We start from the raw sequence: 16,259 nt of genomic DNA on the forward strand, positions 1-16,259 counted from the left end.
AACGTGAATTATTATCCAAAAAATCAGTGATCATCAACAAAAATCAGCGTCATCAGCGTTCTATATGATGATAGATTGGTTGAAATTGATTAAACAATCTTAATTCTGCCAGCTTGAAACAAGAAACAACAGAAACAACAGAAACAAGAAACAGTAAATTTTGCATCAAATTCTCTCCTATATAAAATTCCTTTTAAAATCAAGCAACCAACACGGTGTCCACTCCCCGTTTGTTTATGATTTGGTAACGAAGTGTTTTTATGACAAAACAAATTACTCTGAATATGAAGCGCTGAAAACTTATCGTTCAGAGTTACTTCAAAATTCAGAAATGATCACGATTACCGATTTTGGCTCTGGGTCAAAAGTTTTCAACTCCGATAAGCGCGCCATCAACGCCATTGCAAAAACATCGGGAACTTCCTTAAAAAACACCAAACTGCTATTTAGAATAATTCGGTATTTTCAACCGGCGTCCATTTTAGAATTGGGAACCAATCTTGGTATTGGCACCTATGCGTTGGCTTTGGGAAACCCTAAAGCAAGCATCTCAACTATTGAAGGATGTTCACAAATATTAAAAGTTGCCCAACAACAATTCTCGAATAAAAGAGTTTCGAACATTAAAGCCATTCAAGGCGATTTTAAAGAAGAACTTCTAGGATTAACACTACACAAATGGGATCTTATTTTTTTTGATGGACACCATTCCAAAGAAGCGACATTAACCTATTTTAAAATGTTATTTCCGACCGCACATAATGATTCTGTCTTTATTTTTGATGATATTTATTGGTCTAAAAGCATGACGGAAGCATGGGAAATCATTAAAGCACATCCGCAAGTAACCGTTACAGTGGACATTTTTAATTGGGGCATTGTTTTCTTTAGAAAAGAACAGGCGAAAGAACATTTTAAAATTAGAGTGTAACATCTTTAGACTTTGAACGTCCTATACCTCGTAAATCTATTAACTCAGAAAGTTCCGAGATTAAAGTTCCAAGTTTGAAATTTGGAATTTGTAACTTCGCTTACCCGTCCGTAGCTTTTGCGAAGGCGGGAACCTTAAACCTAAAACCACCACATGGACAACGTCATTCACATTAGAAATATCGTCAGAAACTTTCAGTTAGGCTCAGAAACCGTTTATGTTTTAAAAGGCATTGATCTGGATATTGAACGTGGCGATTATGTGGCTATTATGGGACCTTCGGGTTCTGGAAAATCAACGCTGATGAATCTTTTGGGCTGTTTGGACACGCCTACCTCAGGTCAATATATTCTGAACAATAAAGATGTCAGCAAATTGAGCGATGACGAGTTGGCCGAAATCAGAAATAAGGAAATCGGTTTCGTATTTCAGACGTTTAACTTATTGCCAAGAACCACAGCATTAGACAATGTGGCCTTACCCATGATTTATGCAGGCGCATCAAAAGCTGATCGAAACGCTCGCGCCACACAAGTATTGACTGATGTCGGCCTAGCGGATCGTATTCACCACAAACCGAATGAACTTTCGGGCGGTCAACGTCAACGTGTAGCAGTAGGTCGCGCTTTGGTCAATAAACCTTCCATTATTTTAGCCGATGAGCCTACAGGGAATTTAGATTCTAAAACCTCATTGGAAATCCTCCAATTATTTGACGACATCCATAATGCAGGAAACACTGTTATTGTGGTTACCCACGAAGAAGATGTTGCAAAAAGAGCTGCGCGTGTCATCCGCTTACGAGACGGCATGATTGAGAGTGATGAGCGGAATTAGGGGCTAGTTGGCAGTCTTCAGTCGGCAGTTGGCAGTCTTCCCGCCTTCGCTAAAGCTACGGACGGCAGTCTCAGTCACAGTCTCACTCGCAATGTTAAGAAATAAGTTTATTATTTTTATCTGGGTATGTGTAGATGCACTATCGCAAATGTATTCCTTTATATCTGTTCTATAGATTGAATTGTTGGTAAAAAACAATGGCTGAGATATCATTTATGGAAAATACAAGAATGAGAGAATGGTCAAATATGGATAATGTAGGCTGCGGATATGTAGATGCTAATGACCAATTTGTAATTAAACACATTTATATCGTTATTTTTTGTTTACTTCTTTAAATTATTTTATATTTAAGAACCTACGCATGTATTTATTTTGAATATGAATATGCTATGATAGAAGTTATTGTTAATGCGACGACTACTGAAGGTGGGTTAGCGCAAATGCAAAATTATTTTGGAGGAAATATCACTGAGCGGTGGGGAGAATTCACCTTGACATTCGATAATGATCTCGTAAAAGGTTCCATAAAATGCATCTCATTCGATTGGGGCGTTAGTCTCATGGAATTTGACGCTATTTTTTTTGAGGATATTTTGTTTGTATATGGCAATGAAAACACAAATCCTTTACACTTTTCATATTGCTCTCAAGGCAGTTATCAGCATCGTTTTGGTAATGAAAGCGCTTTTCATACTACCGAACAATACCATTCTTCAATCATCGTTTCTAAAAAAAACTTGGAGTTGCATGCGCTTTTCACAAAAGGTATTCATGTCATTATTAATGATATACGGATTATAAGAACGGAGTTTATAAAAAGACGAAACAACCAATTATCTGAACTCAACGAAAACCTTTATAGGGTTTTTATGGACGATAAAGACCATTCAGAATTTGCCTATTACAGTCCAATCCATTTAAGGATGGAAGATTATGTTAAAACACTTCGTGATCTTAAAACTGAAGGGATGACTCGTGTGCTACAAATCGAAGGCGAAGTTTACCATTTGCTGGCCATGCATATAGCGCGACATGATAGATATCAAAACAATGATACCGTGCCGAGTTCACTTTTAAAAGAGGAGTTGAAAATCATTAGAAATCAAGCCAATAAAATATTAGAAGATCCGTCATTAAATTATAATCTGGATCAAATTTCGAAAGAGGCTGCGCTTTCTCAAGCTAAATTGCAGGAAGGATTTAAATTCTTGTACGCTCGGACGGTTACTGAATATATAAGACATATACGTTTGGAAGCTGCACGGGACCTGATGAACACAACAGATTTGAACATTTCACAAATTGTATATACCATTGGTTTTACAAGCCGAAGTTATTTCTCTAAAATATTCAAGGAAAAATACGAGATGACTCCACATGAATTTAAAAAGAAGGTGGTTTACATCAATGGCTCTGACGAATATGATGCTATCGCCTAAAAAACTTTTTCATTAGGAGAATAACGCCATATTTTCCAGCTAATTTTACAGCCGTATTGACCCAATTAAGAGGTTTCATATCTTCCTTAAAATCATGCTTGATTCCTTTAATTTCTTCCCAGGCAATCTGCTGTTCAAGTTTCAATCGGCTCAACTCATAGTCGATTTCGTCAAAAGATTTGTAGATTTTCATGGACTAAGATTTAAAGAATTTAATTTGGATTTTTTCAATTATTTTAGCATCCACAACATATCTCACTTTATAAATAATAAGACCTATTATCATGAATACGCCTCCCATAATGAGATAGCCTAAAGCCACATTCTGCAAGGCATCACCTATTGCTATAGCTGCAGAAACGGACAATAAAATTAAACCTATAAATAATACGGCTCCAATAATTAGCGCTTTACCAATCATACTGATGGTATAGGTCAATTGTTGAAATATTTTTAGTTTAAAATATTCGAAAGATTTATCTATGTATCTTTCACCAATATCCGTTGCTTTATTGGACGTATTATTTATAGATTCAAAAATGCTCATATCTTAAATTTATGATTTTTGGAATTTTTTATTTTTTTCTCTCAAAGCCTCCAATTTGGCTTCTAATGTTTTAATGACATCTTCTGTTTTATGGCTCGCATCAGACACAATGGATTCTACTTTTTCATCAAGCGTTTGTGCTTTATGAGTTACCGAATCTACAATATTATCTCTTAAATGTGATGCTTTACTAGCAATAGTATCTCTTGCTGACATAGCGCCTTCTGCAATTCTATCTCTTGCTGCCAATGCCTCGTCTGAAATTCTTTGTCTCGTGTTAACACCTTTATCAGGCGCAAATAAAATTCCTAATGTTGCGCCAATTGCTGTACCAGCTAAAATTCCGATCAGTGTGTTAGTACTACTATTATTTCCCATAATATTATTTATTTTTAAATTATTAATATTGATTTGATTTCTTAATTAATTTCAAAATTATAACAGAATCGCTGTTGGCATTAGCTCAAAAAGAAAAAATTTTGACTATTACACGATTGTACTTGCAGTCTCTATTTATTTAGTATAATTTCGAAAATCACTTTGTTACAAGCTACCAACTTACAGCATGATAACCAAAATGTTAAAGTTATTTTACAACTAATTTAACATAAAATGATACTACCATGAGCAATTCAATTAAAACTGTTAATCCTTTTAACAATCAATCCTTAAAAGAATACCAACTTCACAGCTCTGAAGATTTACATCATATTTTAGAAACATCCGACAAGACATTTCACCAATGGAAGATTACGCCCATTAAGGAGCGCTGTAGTCTCTTAATGAACCTTGCGCAAATTATAGAAGATGACAAGGACGATCTGGCAATACTGATGACTTTAGAAATGGGAAAACCCATTAACCAAAGTATTTCTGAGATTGAAAAATGCCTGACCTTATGTGATTTTTATGCGACAAATGCTGATGATTTTTTAGCAGATGAACTCATTGAAACTGATGCTTCAGAAAGTTTTATAAGCTATGATCCGTTAGGCACTATTTTAGCGATTATGCCTTGGAACTTTCCTTTCTGGCAAGTACTTCGATTTGCCATCCCAACAGTAACGGCAGGAAACACAACAATCTTAAAACACGCCGCCAATGTTACTGGTTGCGCCTTGGCCATTGAGAAACTTTTCGAAAAGGCAGGCTATCCAAAGGGTTGCTTCACGACCATACTTGCCAATCATGAGGCCGTTGAAAAAATTATCGCAAATGACATCATAAAAGCAGTGACCTTAACGGGAAGTGAAGAAGCTGGTCGGAATATTGCCGCAACCGCTGGTAAAAATTTAAAGAAAACCGTTCTTGAACTGGGCGGCAGCAACGCTTGCATTGTTCTTGATGACGCTAACTTGGACAAGTACATGGACACCATGGTCAACGCTAGAATGCAAAATACGGGACAAAGTTGTATTGCGGCTAAGCGTTTTATTGTCACTGAGAATATCTATGATACTTTCTTAAAGCTATTTAAAGAGAAAGTCGCTGCACTAAAATTTGGCGACCCCATGGACAAGCAAACGACCATTGGTACTTTGGCGAGAGCCGACTTAGCAAAGACTTTAAAAAAGCAAATCGACGATTCCGTCAAATTAGGAGCCACCGTGGACATAGGAAACAATCAAAAAGACGCCTACTTTGAACCGACCATTTTAACGGATATCACTCCCGAAATGCCCGTATTTAAAGAAGAAACCTTTGGTCCTGTTGCCGCTATAATCAAGGTTAAAAATACGGAAGAAGCTTTTAAAATGGCAACTGACACAAAATATGGCTTAGGCACCATGGTATTCACGCAATCTATTGAAACGGCAGAAAATTTTATTGACACTATTGAGGACGGCGCTTATTTTATAAACGAAATGGTCAAATCGGACGCACGATTGCCGTTCGGTGGCACAAAGGCTTCTGGCTATGGTCGGGAACTTTCAAAAGAAGGCATCCATGAATTTGTAAATAAAAAAACGGTTTTTATCAACCACTAAAAAGACACCGTTATAAAATCCCTGGTTTTGTTGATTGCTATAGTACTGATTATTTTGAATGGTTTTAAGCGACGATTCAATTACCTCTGAAATTGTCTAGTAGCTGATCTTCGACAAGAGACAACTAGTCGTCTAAAGCGATACAAAGCAACAATAAAAGATGTGTTTAGAAATGTCATAAAAGTGTCAAACACATCTTTGATTAAGAAAAATCGTCTGACTTTTGTAAATTAGAAATCCATTGGCCTTAATAATCAAAACTTAAGCTCATGAAACTTTTAGTCCTTATTGTAATTACTATCGTATTTATTGCTTGTAATGAGCACAAAAATTCAATTCACAATTCAAGTGCTGACAAGAAAGACAAGTCATTAAAACTTAATGGCGTTTGGGAACTGGTGAGCTATTACCACTATGTAAATAACAAGATTGCTGACTCATTTAAAACCTACCATGGTTTTAGACAAGTCAAAATGTATACGGACACTAAAGTTATGTGGAACAAAAGTGTTCCCTCCGATTCTATCGAATGGTTCGGCTATGGAAACTACAGCCTAGATGACGGAAACGTTGAACTTACCGAAACTTTAGAATATGGTTCAGAAATGATGCGTCGCATTATCCAAGAGAAAAAAGAATTCAAATATGAGATCTCATTGGGAAGAAACAAGTTTAGTCAAATTGAAGTTGATAATAAAGGCAATCGTCTTTATTCAGAAAACTACAGACGTATTGAATAAGCAGACTACTTAAAATGGTCATAAATACTTTAAACTTAAAATGGTCATAAATACCTTAAACGCAAAGGACGCAAAGTTCCGCGCAAGGAGCGCGATGAAATTGCCAGAGCGTTTGTAGCTTCAGCGGAGTCGGGAATTTGAAAACGAAATTGAAAATGACTTCCAATTAGTAAGGAGGAATCTTTGTGTTCGCTGAATTTAAGATTAGCAAATCATATATTGTGAAACATTAATGCCCGATAAATGATTAATCCACTTGGCTTTAATTTTCATTTATTTGATTATCAATCTTTTACGCTATGATTTTTATGTTTTATCAAAAACAGGCCACCAATTAAAGGATTATTGTTCTTGCTCTGCTTTATCAATAATCCAGTCTTTTTCTGGGTTTTCTAGAAATTTCATCAAATTGATGTAATTGAAAAGATGGATTTTACAGAAGCTGACCAAATTTGAAAATGCCCAATTGCGCTTCAGTTTCTTCTCTATCACAGCAAGCCAAAGATTGACCATCAAAACACAATAAATCTGTATCTTGATTGCATTTTTATTGTCCACCTAGAAATATTTCAATGGAAAGTTCTGTTTTAAAAATCTTCACCTGCTTTTTCATGACATCTTTGATTTGGCTGTCCGATAAAAAATCGCTTTATTGTTTTAATAATTGATGATAAAATATTTTCAAAAACCAAAACATCCTTTTTCTTGTTGGCATCAGATAAGGTACTTCTTTTAGGGATATGGTTTAACTGAAAACCATTCATTTTTACCGATAGACCCAGAATTGAACCAGATATATCTCGAAGTGATGTACACTTTTAAAATGAACAAAAAAGCATACTTATCGAATGGTCTTTTGTGGTAAACCGTTTGGTGTAACGGGCTGAATCACATTTTTCGACCTCTTTTCTTACCAAAGAATCGTCTATTAAAGAAATGAGCTGTCCGAAAACAGACTTACTAGAAAAATAATTACTTTTACCCATCGTATTATGAATTTTGCAATGCTAATTCACGATATTATTCAAGGAGCCATTTATAATGGCTCCATTTTTAACGGACAACAATGAAACAAATTAAAAAAGAGATGAAACATATTGTTATCCTTACTGGCGCTGGAATGAGTGCTGAAAGTGGATTAAAAACGTTTAGAGATTCGGACGGATTATGGGAAGGCCATGATGTGATGAAAGTCGCAACACCAGAAGGCTTTAAAGACAATCCTGAACTTGTTTTAGACTTTTATAATCAGCGTAGACGACAATTGCTGACTGTCAAACCTAATGCCGCACATTTTGACTTGGCTTCATTTGAAAAAGATTATAAGGTTTCTATCATCACGCAAAATGTTGACGACTTGCATGAACGTGCAGGAAGCTCCAACGTTATCCATTTGCATGGCGAATTGCTAAAAGCCAGAAATGTTATTGATGAGCTGAGTTATTTTGATCACCAGGAAGACATCAAATTAGGCGACACTTGTCCACAAGGACACCAACTAAGACCTCATATTGTATGGTTTGGAGAAGCCGTACCTATGATTGAAAAAGCAATGGAAGTTTGTGCCACTGCTGATGTTTTGATCATTATTGGCACCTCGATGCAAGTATATCCTGCAGCGGGATTAATGCATTATGTACCTGAAGGCACGCCTACTTATTTTATAGATCCTAATCCTGCTATGGAAAGTCGTGGCAATTTGACGGTCATTGCTGAAACGGCAACACTTGGCGTTAAGAAGGTTATTGGAATTCTGGAAGGGAGGTGATACTTCGACAAGCTCAGTAACCAAGTTGAAATTGAAAATGAAAATACCTGCCCGTCAGCCTATCTTCTTATTCACTAATATCACTTTGCGACCTTAGCGAAAAAACCTAGCGCTCCTTGCGTTTAAAAAACAACTATTAACCGCAAGGGACGCAAAGTACTGCGCAAGGGACGCAAAATAAATGCTCTTTTTTATCAAATTTAAGTTAATAAATTGTTTTTTGTCATAAAAAATAAAAGAGGTTTATAGGCAATAAGGCTCCATGAAATTCTGTGTATGATAAAATGTTTAAACAATAAGAGACGCCCGAAACCCTCTAACCGCATAATACGATTGCGCCCCATTATGATATACAAACACGTGGTCATATCTAAAATCTCCAAAAATAGCACCTCCTAGTTTTCTAATCTCCGAAGGTGTTTTTAACCAACTCGATGTTTTTGAATCAAATGTGCCCAGTTTATGTAAAGCGCGATAATCATCTTCGGTTAAAAGTTCGACTCCCATTTCATTCGCCATATCAATAGCGGTATGTTTTGGTGGATGTTCTTTTCTGGATTCCAGGCCTTCACGGTCATAACAGATACTTCTCCGACCTTTCGGGCTCTCTTCTGAGCAATCATAAAAAATAATTTCTCCCGTTTTACTATCATGATCTACAACATCAGGTTCGCCACCAGTGCGTTCCATTTCATTGAGCGACCATAATTTTGCAGGGAATTCTTTAAGACGTGCTTCCACATCAGACCATTTCAAATCCTGATGTCGATTTTGATTGGTCTCAAAACGCGTCTTTATAATTCGGATAAGGGTTTCGGATTGTTCTTGGGTTAAGAGATGTTGAATTGTCATAATTGTATCTTTTGGAGATGTAACATTTTGCAATAACCAAGTTAAAATATTTTCACAAAATCATGACCTTCAATACTAGATCTTCATTACTATACAGTAAAAAAAACAATACGCCGTTATAAATCATAAGTTTGGAATTAGAACAAAATTATGAATAATTAATAGAACGCTGATGAGGCTGATTTTATGGATTTACACTGATTATCTCGGTACTTCCTTCGGGATTTACCTTAAAATTAGGAAACTCTCAAACAGAAAGTTAACTTATAGATTCTCAGGTATTTTAAAAAAAAGCAATCTAAATAATAGTTGGTTATAAAAGAATTAAACGGCTTTGAACATCAATATCCTAAACTATAGGCGTTCTCGGATCACGTCTAAAAACATCAATCAAATTAAATAGAAGCACACAAAATACGACCCAAATAAAACCGGCAATATAACCACCAGCAATATCCGAAGGAAAGTGAACGCCCAGATAAATTCGACTTAGACCGATGCTCAAAATAAGAAGTCCCAAAAGTAGAATGACGCCAATCTTCAAAAATATGTTGATCTTAAATCTATAAAACAGATATATCAAAAACCCATAAAACGCCATGGCACTCATTGCATGTCCGCTAGGATAACTTAATGTTTCTACCGATACCATATGCTCAATCCCAGGTCTTGCCCGATCTATAAAACGCTTAAGCATCAAATTTGACACCGCCGAAAGAATCAAAACAAGAACAATTTGAATGATATATTTCCAATTCTTAAACACGAAGATGGACATTAAAGTAAAAGCGATTAAAACGGCGGCATAACCATAAATGTCGCCGACATGAGTGACAAAAATAAAATATTTGGTAAGTGCTGGGTTGCGATGTGAAATGACATAGGCTGCGATTTGTTGGTCATAATCGGCCAGCAAATCTGTTTTTAAACTTTCTGTAAGCTCTACAAATAAATTGATGCCGCCAACAACGAAAATAAGCGCAATAATAAGGGTAATGACATACGGAAGTGTCACATCATATTGATGCAGTTTTTCTCTTAAAAAAGCTCTTAACTTATCGATTAAGAGTTTGATGGTTTTTCTCATAAGGTATTGTTACTCAAAATTATCTTCCAGAATTTAGTAAAAAATCATAAAACTAAGTCACAAATCGAAGATAAAAGAAACCAATCAACAATAACCCTATTTCCTTAAATCAATCTCCTTTAAATTTTCTATCCTATTTCTAACTAAGAAATCGTCAATAGTTTCAAAATGCTCAATGACCCGTTGGTCTTTAAATTCGAATACTTTTTCGGATAGGCCTTGTAGAAAGTCACGATCGTGCGAAACCAAGATCAAAGTACCGTCAAAATCCAAAAGTGCTTCTTTTAAAACGTCTTTTGATTTTAGATCCAAGTGATTCGTTGGCTCATCCAAAATTAATAAATTAACAGGTTCCAATAGTAATTTTACCATGGCCAATCGTGTTTTTTCTCCACCCGAAAGCACACTGACTTTTTTATCAATATCATCGCCCTTAAACATAAAACGTCCAAGGATATTCTTGACTTGAGTCCTTACATCGCCTTCGGCAACCTCATCAACGGTTTGAAAAATGGTCAGACTTTCATCGAGCAGCGAGGCTTGGTTTTGAGCAAAATAGCCAACCTTCACATTATGTCCCAAATGGCAACTGCCTTCTACCTCAATTTCCCCCATAATGGCTTTGATCATCGTCGATTTCCCTTCGCCATTTCGTCCTACAAAAGAAACCTTCTCCCCTCTTGAAATAGACATATTCGCATTTTTGAACACCACATGATCGTCGTAAGATTTTGATAAATCCTTTACGGTTACAGGATAATCTCCTGAACGTTGCGAAGGTGGAAAACGTAATTTCAAAGCCGAAGTATCGATATCATCCACCTCGATAATTTCGAGTTTTTCAAGCATCTTCTCTCGTGAATTGACTTGATTGGTCTTGGAATAGGTGCCTTTAAAACGCTCAATAAAAGCCATATTATCAGCAATAAAGCGTTGTTGCTCTTGGTAAGCCTTGATTTGGTGTGAACGTCGATCTTCTCGCAATTGCAAATAATGAGAATAATTGGCTTTATAGTCGTAAATCCGCCCCATTGTCACTTCAATCGTTCTATTGGTAATATTGTCGATAAATGCCTTATCGTGGGAAATAACCATCACGGCGTTCGCTTTGTTGAGCAAGAAATCTTCCAGCCAAATGACCGATTCAATATCAATATGGTTCGTGGGCTCATCCAGAAGAATCAAATCTGGTTTTTGCAATAAGATTTTCGCCAATTCGATCCGCATACGAAATCCACCACTGAACTCGCTGGTCAATCTTGTAAAATCCTCACGTTTAAAGCCCAATCCACCTAATGCTTTTTCAACCTCAGCATCATAATTGACATCCTCTAAAGCATAATACTTTTCGCCCAAATCAGATACTTTCTGAATGATTTGCATGTATTCATCAGAATCGTAATCCGTTCTGGTTTCCAGAGCTTTATTCAACGCATCCATTTCATTGCGCATGGCATACACATGAGCAAAAGCTTTAGAGGCTTCCTCAAAAACGGTACAGTTATCTTCAGTCAATAAATGTTGTGGCAAATAGGCAATGACAGCATCCTTTGGAAAACGCACATGGCCTTTAGTTGGCTTTTGTTCGCCCGCAATAATTTTCATCATTGTCGATTTTCCCGCACCATTTTTACCCATTAGGGCTATTTTATCATTTTCATTTATGGTAAACGATACCTCACTAAACAAGGCCGTTCCACCAAACTCTACAGCTAAATTATCGACTGAAATCATAGTTTTATTTTAGAGTTGCAAAACTATAATATATTTTGATATGCGATCAATTTAAAATTTCAAATAAAAAATCAGTCGACAGTCTTCAGTTGGCAGTCAGCAGTCTTCAGTTGGTAGTTAGTAGTTGGTAGTCAGCTACAATAAAAAATACATTTAATCCCAATTATTTAAACAACTCACTAATACCTCATGCCTAATGCCTCATCCCCACCAACCACATACTTATGCCAAACCCTCCCAAATTGCAACCTCCTATTTTATTATATCCCATTCGATAGAAAAGATACTCCTATCAATATCTTCAGTTTAATTCCGTAAAATCCTTAGTATCTTTATAGTAACCATGAAAGCACTTACCCAACGCTATATTGAAACACGCCAACGCACAGAAACCCTGTGCAAACCTTTACAAATTGAGGATTACACACCGCAATCTGCCATATTCTCAAGTCCTCCAAAATGGCATATCGCCCATGTAACCTGGTTTTTTGAAGAGATGATTCTCAAAAATAATGTTCTCGGTTATAAGGTTTTTGATGACGATTTCGGATTCCTTTTCAACAGTTATTACAACAGTATTGGCGAACGTATTGAACGGCAAAATAGAGGTCTATTGACACGGCCTAAAGTTGAAAAAATTTACGAGTTTAGAGCTTACGTGGATCAAGCGATGATAAATCTACTGGAGTCAACCACTGATGAAAACATCATAACTTTGGGTGTTTTGGGAATCAACCACGAACAACAGCATCAGGAGTTGTTAATTACAGATATTAAGTACACCCTATCTTTAAATCCGCTATGTCCAAAACTATTTGAAAACAATCATGTCCATCATTTTAATAAATCTACCGATTGGTTAAAAATTCCTGAAGGTATTTATAGCATTGGTCATACTACAGACGATTTTTGTTTTGATAATGAATTGGGCGCACATCGTGTGTTTGTGGAATCTTTTGAAATTTGCAGTGGACTTGTGACTTACGGGGATTTTATGGCATTTATAATTGATGATGGTTATAAAAAACCTGAGTTCTGGTTAGATGAAGGGTGGTTTTGGGTCAATACCAATCGCCTAGAACATCCATTATATTGGACGCATGTCGATAATCAATGGCAGCAATACACCTTATCTGGCCTGGAACCAATTGACAAAAATGCTATTTTAACCCATATTTCATTTTATGAGGCCTCGGCATTTGCGCAGTGGAAAGGTTATCGTTTGCCTACGGAATTTGAATGGGAAGTGGCTTCAAATCAACTCAACTGGGGCACACATTGGGAATTAACGAATAGTGCTTACCTTCCCTATCCCAAATTTAAAACCGCCAAAGGTGCCGTTGGCGAATACAATGGTAAATTTATGATCAATCAGATGGTTTTGCGAGGAGCCTCCAGTATTACGGCGCCAAATCACAGCCGAAATACGTATCGGAATTTTTACCATCCGCAAATGCAATGGCAGTTTTCAGGAATCAGACTTGCTAAATAAACTACCTCGGTGCAGAGCACTTGATGTAATAAATTTAAAAAAAATAGAAATTCAAAATTCCAAAAAAACAGCTAAACAATGAACAGGAATTTTCAAAAAGACATCGATCTTGGTTTAAGTGCCACCAACAAAACTTTACCCTCCAAGTATTTTTATGATGAAATCGGCGATGCGCTGTTTGTAGAAATTATGAACATGCCAGAGTACTATCTTACGAATGCAGAACTTGAGATATTTAAAAATCAAACGCAGGAACTTATCAATGCTTTACAACTGCATAAAACACCATTTTTTAAACTGGTGGAATTGGGCGCTGGCGATGGCACAAAAACGAAACAACTTTTAAAAGCACTGGATCATCAGGATTATAATTTTAGATATGTACCGATTGATATTTCAGAAAACGCCCTGAAACATTTAAAAGTTTCGATTAACCAAGAATTACCAACGGTAAAAATCAATCCCAAACAAGGCGATTACTTTAATGTTTTAGCCGATTTAAAAGCCTCCGAATATTCGATTATTGTATTGTTTTTAGGTTCAAACATCGGCAATCTTTCCGATGAAAAGGCGAAGGAGTTGATTAGTAAATTAAATGATAATCTTAAAACAGGCGATAAAATAGTGCTTGGCGTGGACTTGATAAAACCAAAATCCATTGTGCTTCCTGCATACAATGACGCACAAGGAATTACGAAACGCTTCAATCTAAACTTATTAACACGTATCAACAACGAGTTGGAGGCTGATTTTGAGACCGACACTTTTGAACACAAACCAGAATACGACGAAGAAGAAGGTATAGCCAGAAGTTTTTTGGTAAGCAAAAAAGACCAAATTATTACCATCAAAAGTTTAGATAAAACCTTTAGATTCAAAAAAGGCGAAAAAATACACATGGAAACCAGCAGAAAATATAATGACCAGATTTTGAATGGGATTTTAGCACATTCTTCTCTAAAAATCATGGACCGATTAACCGATTCTCAAAATCTTTTTGCCGATTATATTTTGGAGAAATGCTGATGAATAAAACTTTTGAATAGCATCAACCTTATTTATTCTTCTCTTCTATCCATTTGCCCATATATTTAGTAGACTGAAAATGATGATGTTGTAACATTTGCCCCGTAAAGTTCTGGTGTCGGTGTTTTTGCAGATGTTCTATAATTTCATTTATTTTAGAAAATAATCGGTCGTGAAAAAAAGTCTTATCAAAACGTTCATTTAGAACTTTAAAACCATTGTTTTGTTTTTCTTTCCAAAGCGATTCGTTTTGATAAAGTAAAATCGCTTTTTCAGCAAATTCTTCTGAAGTATCTTCAATAAAACCGTTAGGCTCTAAACTGCCAAACATTCCTTCAGCAGCGATAGCAGTCATTACACAAGGCGTTCCGTTTTGCATGGCATCAACGAGCTTGCCCTTTAATCCAGCGCCAAAACGCAAAGGCGCTAAACATACTTTTGCGGTCGCCATCACAGCCTGCACATCTTCTGCAAAACCTTTAATCAAAAATCCGCTGCCTTCATGATGCAACTGATTCACTTTCTGAGAAGCGTAAGCCCCATAAATATACAATTGAGCTTTTGGAAGTTGTTGTCTTATCAAGGGCCAAATGCTTTCCTTTAAATATAAAGCAGCATCATAATTAGGTTCATGCAGAAAATTGCCAATTGTAATAAAATGGTCGCGCTGGTCAAACGATGGTAAGTTTTGAATCGTCCTTTCAGAAATTGGATCACATTGAAATGGCAAATAGAACAATAAATCCTCAGGCACCTTAAAGTCCTTCTTCAATAAATCCATTTCCACTTCAGAAATGATCAAACTCACATCACACCGATATATGCTTGCCACTTCGCGTTTTGCGACGTCATTGAATAGATAAGCATCGCTAAAATCATTTCCATCTTTAAAAGCTTGATGTCTTCCCTTTCTTAAGCTATGCAAATCTTCTGTATCTAAGAGCCTTAAAGCCTTCGGGCAATGTTCAGCAACACGCCATCCAAATTGCTCTTCCGTCATAAACCGATCAAAAAGCACCACATTTGGACCAAAACTCTTGACAAAATGATCAAAACTAGAATGGTTCATCTCAATATTTGCCTGAACGATGTCAATTTCAGATAAGTCGAAAGCATTATCACTTTTGGCACAAGCACTTGCAAAAATGATTTCGTAATCTTCCTTTTGAAAGGCTGCAATAAGCTGCATCATTCGAGCGCCTGCTGCGGAACTTCTAGGTTCTGGCCATACATGACCGATGATTAATAGTTTGTTATTTGACACGAATGGTATTTTTTGACGGATGACCGAGGACTGAAGACTGAAGACTGAAGACTGAAACCTACTCCGGTTTTGGCGCCAAACTATATTTCAATCTTACTTTCTTACCCCAATCCACAACAGCCGCAATCTGGGCATCGCTTAATTTTGCTTCTGAATGCGCAAAGGTATAAGATTTTAAAGGCATTTCCTTCTTTTCAACCATTTCGATAAGTTCTTTGAATTTTTTATCTTTCTTCTTTATTGAGTAACCATTCCATGCGGAAATGTTAAACTCTTTTTTTCCATCGGCCACATGAGATGCCATCCAATAATTGACTGGGGTAATTTTGGCATACCATGGATAACGCGTCACATTACTGTGGCAATCAAAACAGGTTTCTTTAAGTAAATAAACCACATCTTCCGGTGGATTAGTATCCTTGAAAAAAGGTTCAAAGGATAGCATATCAGCTTCATTTCTTTGAGGGCCAAAAAATTGGGCCACAACTATAATAATGGCAAATACCACAAGTAACTTTTTTAAAATTTTCATTTTAGCTAGATTCATACCT

The 16,259-nt window shown here is 36.4% G+C and carries 19 protein-coding genes; 8 read left to right on the forward strand and 11 right to left on the reverse strand.

What is annotated here, in order from left to right; translation table 11 throughout:
• Positions 1-331: 331 nt before the first annotated feature.
• The 3 genes from ACOH2D_RS09175 to ACOH2D_RS09185 all read left to right on the forward strand — a co-directional run bounded on the left by ACOH2D_RS09175 (position 332) and on the right by ACOH2D_RS09185 (position 3,210).
• Positions 332-931: an O-methyltransferase gene (locus tag ACOH2D_RS09175; protein WP_449535035.1), complete on the forward strand. Its 600-nt coding sequence runs from the start codon at positions 332-334 to the stop codon at positions 929-931.
• A 153-nt stretch (positions 932-1,084) separates the two neighbouring features.
• A complete protein-coding gene (locus tag ACOH2D_RS09180) occupies positions 1,085-1,768 on the forward strand; it encodes an ABC transporter ATP-binding protein (RefSeq protein ID WP_348035362.1) in 684 nt (227 codons plus the stop codon).
• 392 nt (positions 1,769-2,160) lie between these two features.
• Positions 2,161-3,210: a helix-turn-helix transcriptional regulator gene (locus ACOH2D_RS09185; protein ID WP_449535036.1), complete on the forward strand. Its 1,050-nt coding sequence runs from the start codon at positions 2,161-2,163 to the stop codon at positions 3,208-3,210.
• Here the strand turns inward: ACOH2D_RS09185 and ACOH2D_RS09190 are convergent.
• Genes ACOH2D_RS09190 through ACOH2D_RS09200 form a run of 3 tightly spaced genes read right to left on the reverse strand, consistent with a single transcriptional unit; the run spans position 3,200 to position 4,135 of the window.
• The gene (locus ACOH2D_RS09190) at positions 3,200-3,403 is read right to left on the reverse strand and encodes a hypothetical protein (RefSeq protein WP_348035360.1); all 204 of its coding nucleotides are present in this window, start codon (positions 3,401-3,403) and stop codon (positions 3,200-3,202) included. The genes ACOH2D_RS09185 and ACOH2D_RS09190 overlap by 11 nt on opposite strands.
• Positions 3,404-3,406: 3 nt before the next feature.
• A complete protein-coding gene (locus ACOH2D_RS09195) occupies positions 3,407-3,757 on the reverse strand; it encodes a phage holin family protein (RefSeq protein WP_348035359.1) in 351 nt (116 codons plus the stop codon).
• 9 nt (positions 3,758-3,766) lie between these two features.
• Positions 3,767-4,135 carry a YtxH domain-containing protein gene (locus ACOH2D_RS09200; protein WP_348035358.1) on the reverse strand — a complete coding sequence of 123 codons (369 nt, stop codon included), beginning with the start codon at positions 4,133-4,135 and terminating at the stop codon, positions 3,767-3,769.
• Between the two features lie 245 nt (positions 4,136-4,380).
• Between ACOH2D_RS09200 and ACOH2D_RS09205 the strand changes: the two genes are divergently transcribed.
• Both ACOH2D_RS09205 and ACOH2D_RS09210 read left to right on the forward strand, forming a co-directional pair.
• Complete coding sequence (locus tag ACOH2D_RS09205) at positions 4,381-5,745, forward strand: NAD-dependent succinate-semialdehyde dehydrogenase (RefSeq protein ID WP_449535037.1); 1,365 nt, start codon at positions 4,381-4,383, stop codon at positions 5,743-5,745.
• A gap of 269 nt (positions 5,746-6,014) precedes the next feature.
• Positions 6,015-6,485, forward strand: a complete 471-nt coding sequence (locus ACOH2D_RS09210) for a hypothetical protein (protein ID WP_348035356.1) — start codon at positions 6,015-6,017, stop codon at positions 6,483-6,485.
• Between the two features lie 342 nt (positions 6,486-6,827).
• Here the strand turns inward: ACOH2D_RS09210 and ACOH2D_RS09215 are convergent, their stop codons facing one another.
• Genes ACOH2D_RS09215 through ACOH2D_RS09225 form a run of 3 tightly spaced genes read right to left on the reverse strand, consistent with a single transcriptional unit; the run spans position 6,828 to position 7,471 of the window.
• The gene (locus ACOH2D_RS09215) at positions 6,828-7,043 is read right to left on the reverse strand and encodes a hypothetical protein (RefSeq protein ID WP_449535038.1); all 216 of its coding nucleotides are present in this window, start codon (positions 7,041-7,043) and stop codon (positions 6,828-6,830) included.
• 29 nt (positions 7,044-7,072) lie between these two features.
• Positions 7,073-7,249 (reverse strand): hypothetical protein, encoded by a 177-nt coding sequence (locus ACOH2D_RS09220; protein ID WP_449535039.1) that lies wholly within the window; start codon positions 7,247-7,249, stop codon positions 7,073-7,075.
• Between the two features lie 54 nt (positions 7,250-7,303).
• On the reverse strand, positions 7,304-7,471 hold the full coding sequence (locus tag ACOH2D_RS09225; RefSeq protein ID WP_449535040.1) for a DUF4372 domain-containing protein: 168 nt from the start codon (positions 7,469-7,471) through the stop codon (positions 7,304-7,306).
• 101 nt (positions 7,472-7,572) lie between these two features.
• On the opposite strand from ACOH2D_RS09225, the gene ACOH2D_RS09230 reads away from it, so the two are divergent.
• Positions 7,573-8,253 carry an SIR2 family NAD-dependent protein deacylase gene (locus ACOH2D_RS09230; RefSeq protein WP_449535081.1) on the forward strand — a complete coding sequence of 227 codons (681 nt, stop codon included), beginning with the start codon at positions 7,573-7,575 and terminating at the stop codon, positions 8,251-8,253.
• Positions 8,254-8,541: 288 nt separating this feature from the next.
• Here the strand turns inward: ACOH2D_RS09230 and ACOH2D_RS09235 are convergent, their stop codons facing one another.
• The 3 genes from ACOH2D_RS09235 to ACOH2D_RS09245 form a co-directional block, all read right to left on the reverse strand.
• Entirely contained in the window at positions 8,542-9,105 is a 564-nt protein-coding gene (locus ACOH2D_RS09235) for a DUF4256 domain-containing protein (protein ID WP_449535041.1), read from the reverse strand.
• Positions 9,106-9,454: 349 nt separating this feature from the next.
• Positions 9,455-10,192 carry a phosphatase PAP2 family protein gene (locus ACOH2D_RS09240; protein ID WP_348035666.1) on the reverse strand — a complete coding sequence of 246 codons (738 nt, stop codon included), beginning with the start codon at positions 10,190-10,192 and terminating at the stop codon, positions 9,455-9,457.
• Between the two features lie 96 nt (positions 10,193-10,288).
• The gene (locus ACOH2D_RS09245) at positions 10,289-11,926 is read right to left on the reverse strand and encodes an ABC-F family ATP-binding cassette domain-containing protein (RefSeq protein WP_449535042.1); all 1,638 of its coding nucleotides are present in this window, start codon (positions 11,924-11,926) and stop codon (positions 10,289-10,291) included.
• 343 nt (positions 11,927-12,269) lie between these two features.
• Between ACOH2D_RS09245 and egtB the strand changes: the two genes are divergently transcribed.
• Entirely contained in the window at positions 12,270-13,418 is a 1,149-nt protein-coding gene (gene egtB, locus ACOH2D_RS09250) for an ergothioneine biosynthesis protein EgtB (protein ID WP_449535043.1), read from the forward strand.
• A gap of 78 nt (positions 13,419-13,496) precedes the next feature.
• The gene (locus tag ACOH2D_RS09255) at positions 13,497-14,444 is read left to right on the forward strand and encodes an L-histidine N(alpha)-methyltransferase (protein ID WP_449535044.1); all 948 of its coding nucleotides are present in this window, start codon (positions 13,497-13,499) and stop codon (positions 14,442-14,444) included.
• A gap of 28 nt (positions 14,445-14,472) precedes the next feature.
• Here the strand turns inward: ACOH2D_RS09255 and ACOH2D_RS09260 are convergent, their stop codons facing one another.
• Positions 14,473-15,708, reverse strand: coding sequence for a glycosyltransferase family 4 protein (locus ACOH2D_RS09260; protein ID WP_348036864.1), 1,236 nt, complete (start codon positions 15,706-15,708; stop codon positions 14,473-14,475).
• A gap of 58 nt (positions 15,709-15,766) precedes the next feature.
• Positions 15,767-16,240, reverse strand: coding sequence for a heme-binding domain-containing protein (locus tag ACOH2D_RS09265; RefSeq protein ID WP_348036862.1), 474 nt, complete (start codon positions 16,238-16,240; stop codon positions 15,767-15,769).
• Between the last annotated feature and the right edge of the window lie 19 nt (positions 16,241-16,259).

It is taken from the genome of Gelidibacter sp., from assembly GCF_053579655.1.

Bases quoted from the DNA above. Each gene is read 5' to 3' on its own strand.
- ACOH2D_RS09175 (WP_449535035.1), top strand. From the start codon at position 332: ATGATCACGATTACCGATTTTGGCTCTGGGTCAAAAGTTTTCAACTCC.
- ACOH2D_RS09180 (WP_348035362.1), top strand. From the start codon at position 1,085: ATGGACAACGTCATTCACATTAGAAATATCGTCAGAAACTTTCAGTTA.
- ACOH2D_RS09185 (WP_449535036.1), top strand. From the start codon at position 2,161: ATGATAGAAGTTATTGTTAATGCGACGACTACTGAAGGTGGGTTAGCG.
- ACOH2D_RS09190 (WP_348035360.1), bottom strand. From the start codon at position 3,403: ATGAAAATCTACAAATCTTTTGACGAAATCGACTATGAGTTGAGCCGA.
- ACOH2D_RS09195 (WP_348035359.1), bottom strand. From the start codon at position 3,757: ATGAGCATTTTTGAATCTATAAATAATACGTCCAATAAAGCAACGGAT.
- ACOH2D_RS09200 (WP_348035358.1), bottom strand. From the start codon at position 4,135: ATGGGAAATAATAGTAGTACTAACACACTGATCGGAATTTTAGCTGGT.
- ACOH2D_RS09205 (WP_449535037.1), top strand. From the start codon at position 4,381: ATGAGCAATTCAATTAAAACTGTTAATCCTTTTAACAATCAATCCTTA.
- ACOH2D_RS09210 (WP_348035356.1), top strand. From the start codon at position 6,015: ATGAAACTTTTAGTCCTTATTGTAATTACTATCGTATTTATTGCTTGT.
- ACOH2D_RS09220 (WP_449535039.1), bottom strand. From the start codon at position 7,249: ATGAATGGTTTTCAGTTAAACCATATCCCTAAAAGAAGTACCTTATCT.
- ACOH2D_RS09225 (WP_449535040.1), bottom strand. From the start codon at position 7,471: ATGGGTAAAAGTAATTATTTTTCTAGTAAGTCTGTTTTCGGACAGCTC.
- ACOH2D_RS09230 (WP_449535081.1), top strand. From the start codon at position 7,573: ATGAAACATATTGTTATCCTTACTGGCGCTGGAATGAGTGCTGAAAGT.
- ACOH2D_RS09235 (WP_449535041.1), bottom strand. From the start codon at position 9,105: ATGACAATTCAACATCTCTTAACCCAAGAACAATCCGAAACCCTTATC.
- ACOH2D_RS09240 (WP_348035666.1), bottom strand. From the start codon at position 10,192: ATGAGAAAAACCATCAAACTCTTAATCGATAAGTTAAGAGCTTTTTTA.
- ACOH2D_RS09245 (WP_449535042.1), bottom strand. From the start codon at position 11,926: ATGATTTCAGTCGATAATTTAGCTGTAGAGTTTGGTGGAACGGCCTTG.
- egtB (WP_449535043.1), top strand. From the start codon at position 12,270: ATGAAAGCACTTACCCAACGCTATATTGAAACACGCCAACGCACAGAA.
- ACOH2D_RS09255 (WP_449535044.1), top strand. From the start codon at position 13,497: ATGAACAGGAATTTTCAAAAAGACATCGATCTTGGTTTAAGTGCCACC.
- ACOH2D_RS09265 (WP_348036862.1), bottom strand. From the start codon at position 16,240: ATGAAAATTTTAAAAAAGTTACTTGTGGTATTTGCCATTATTATAGTT.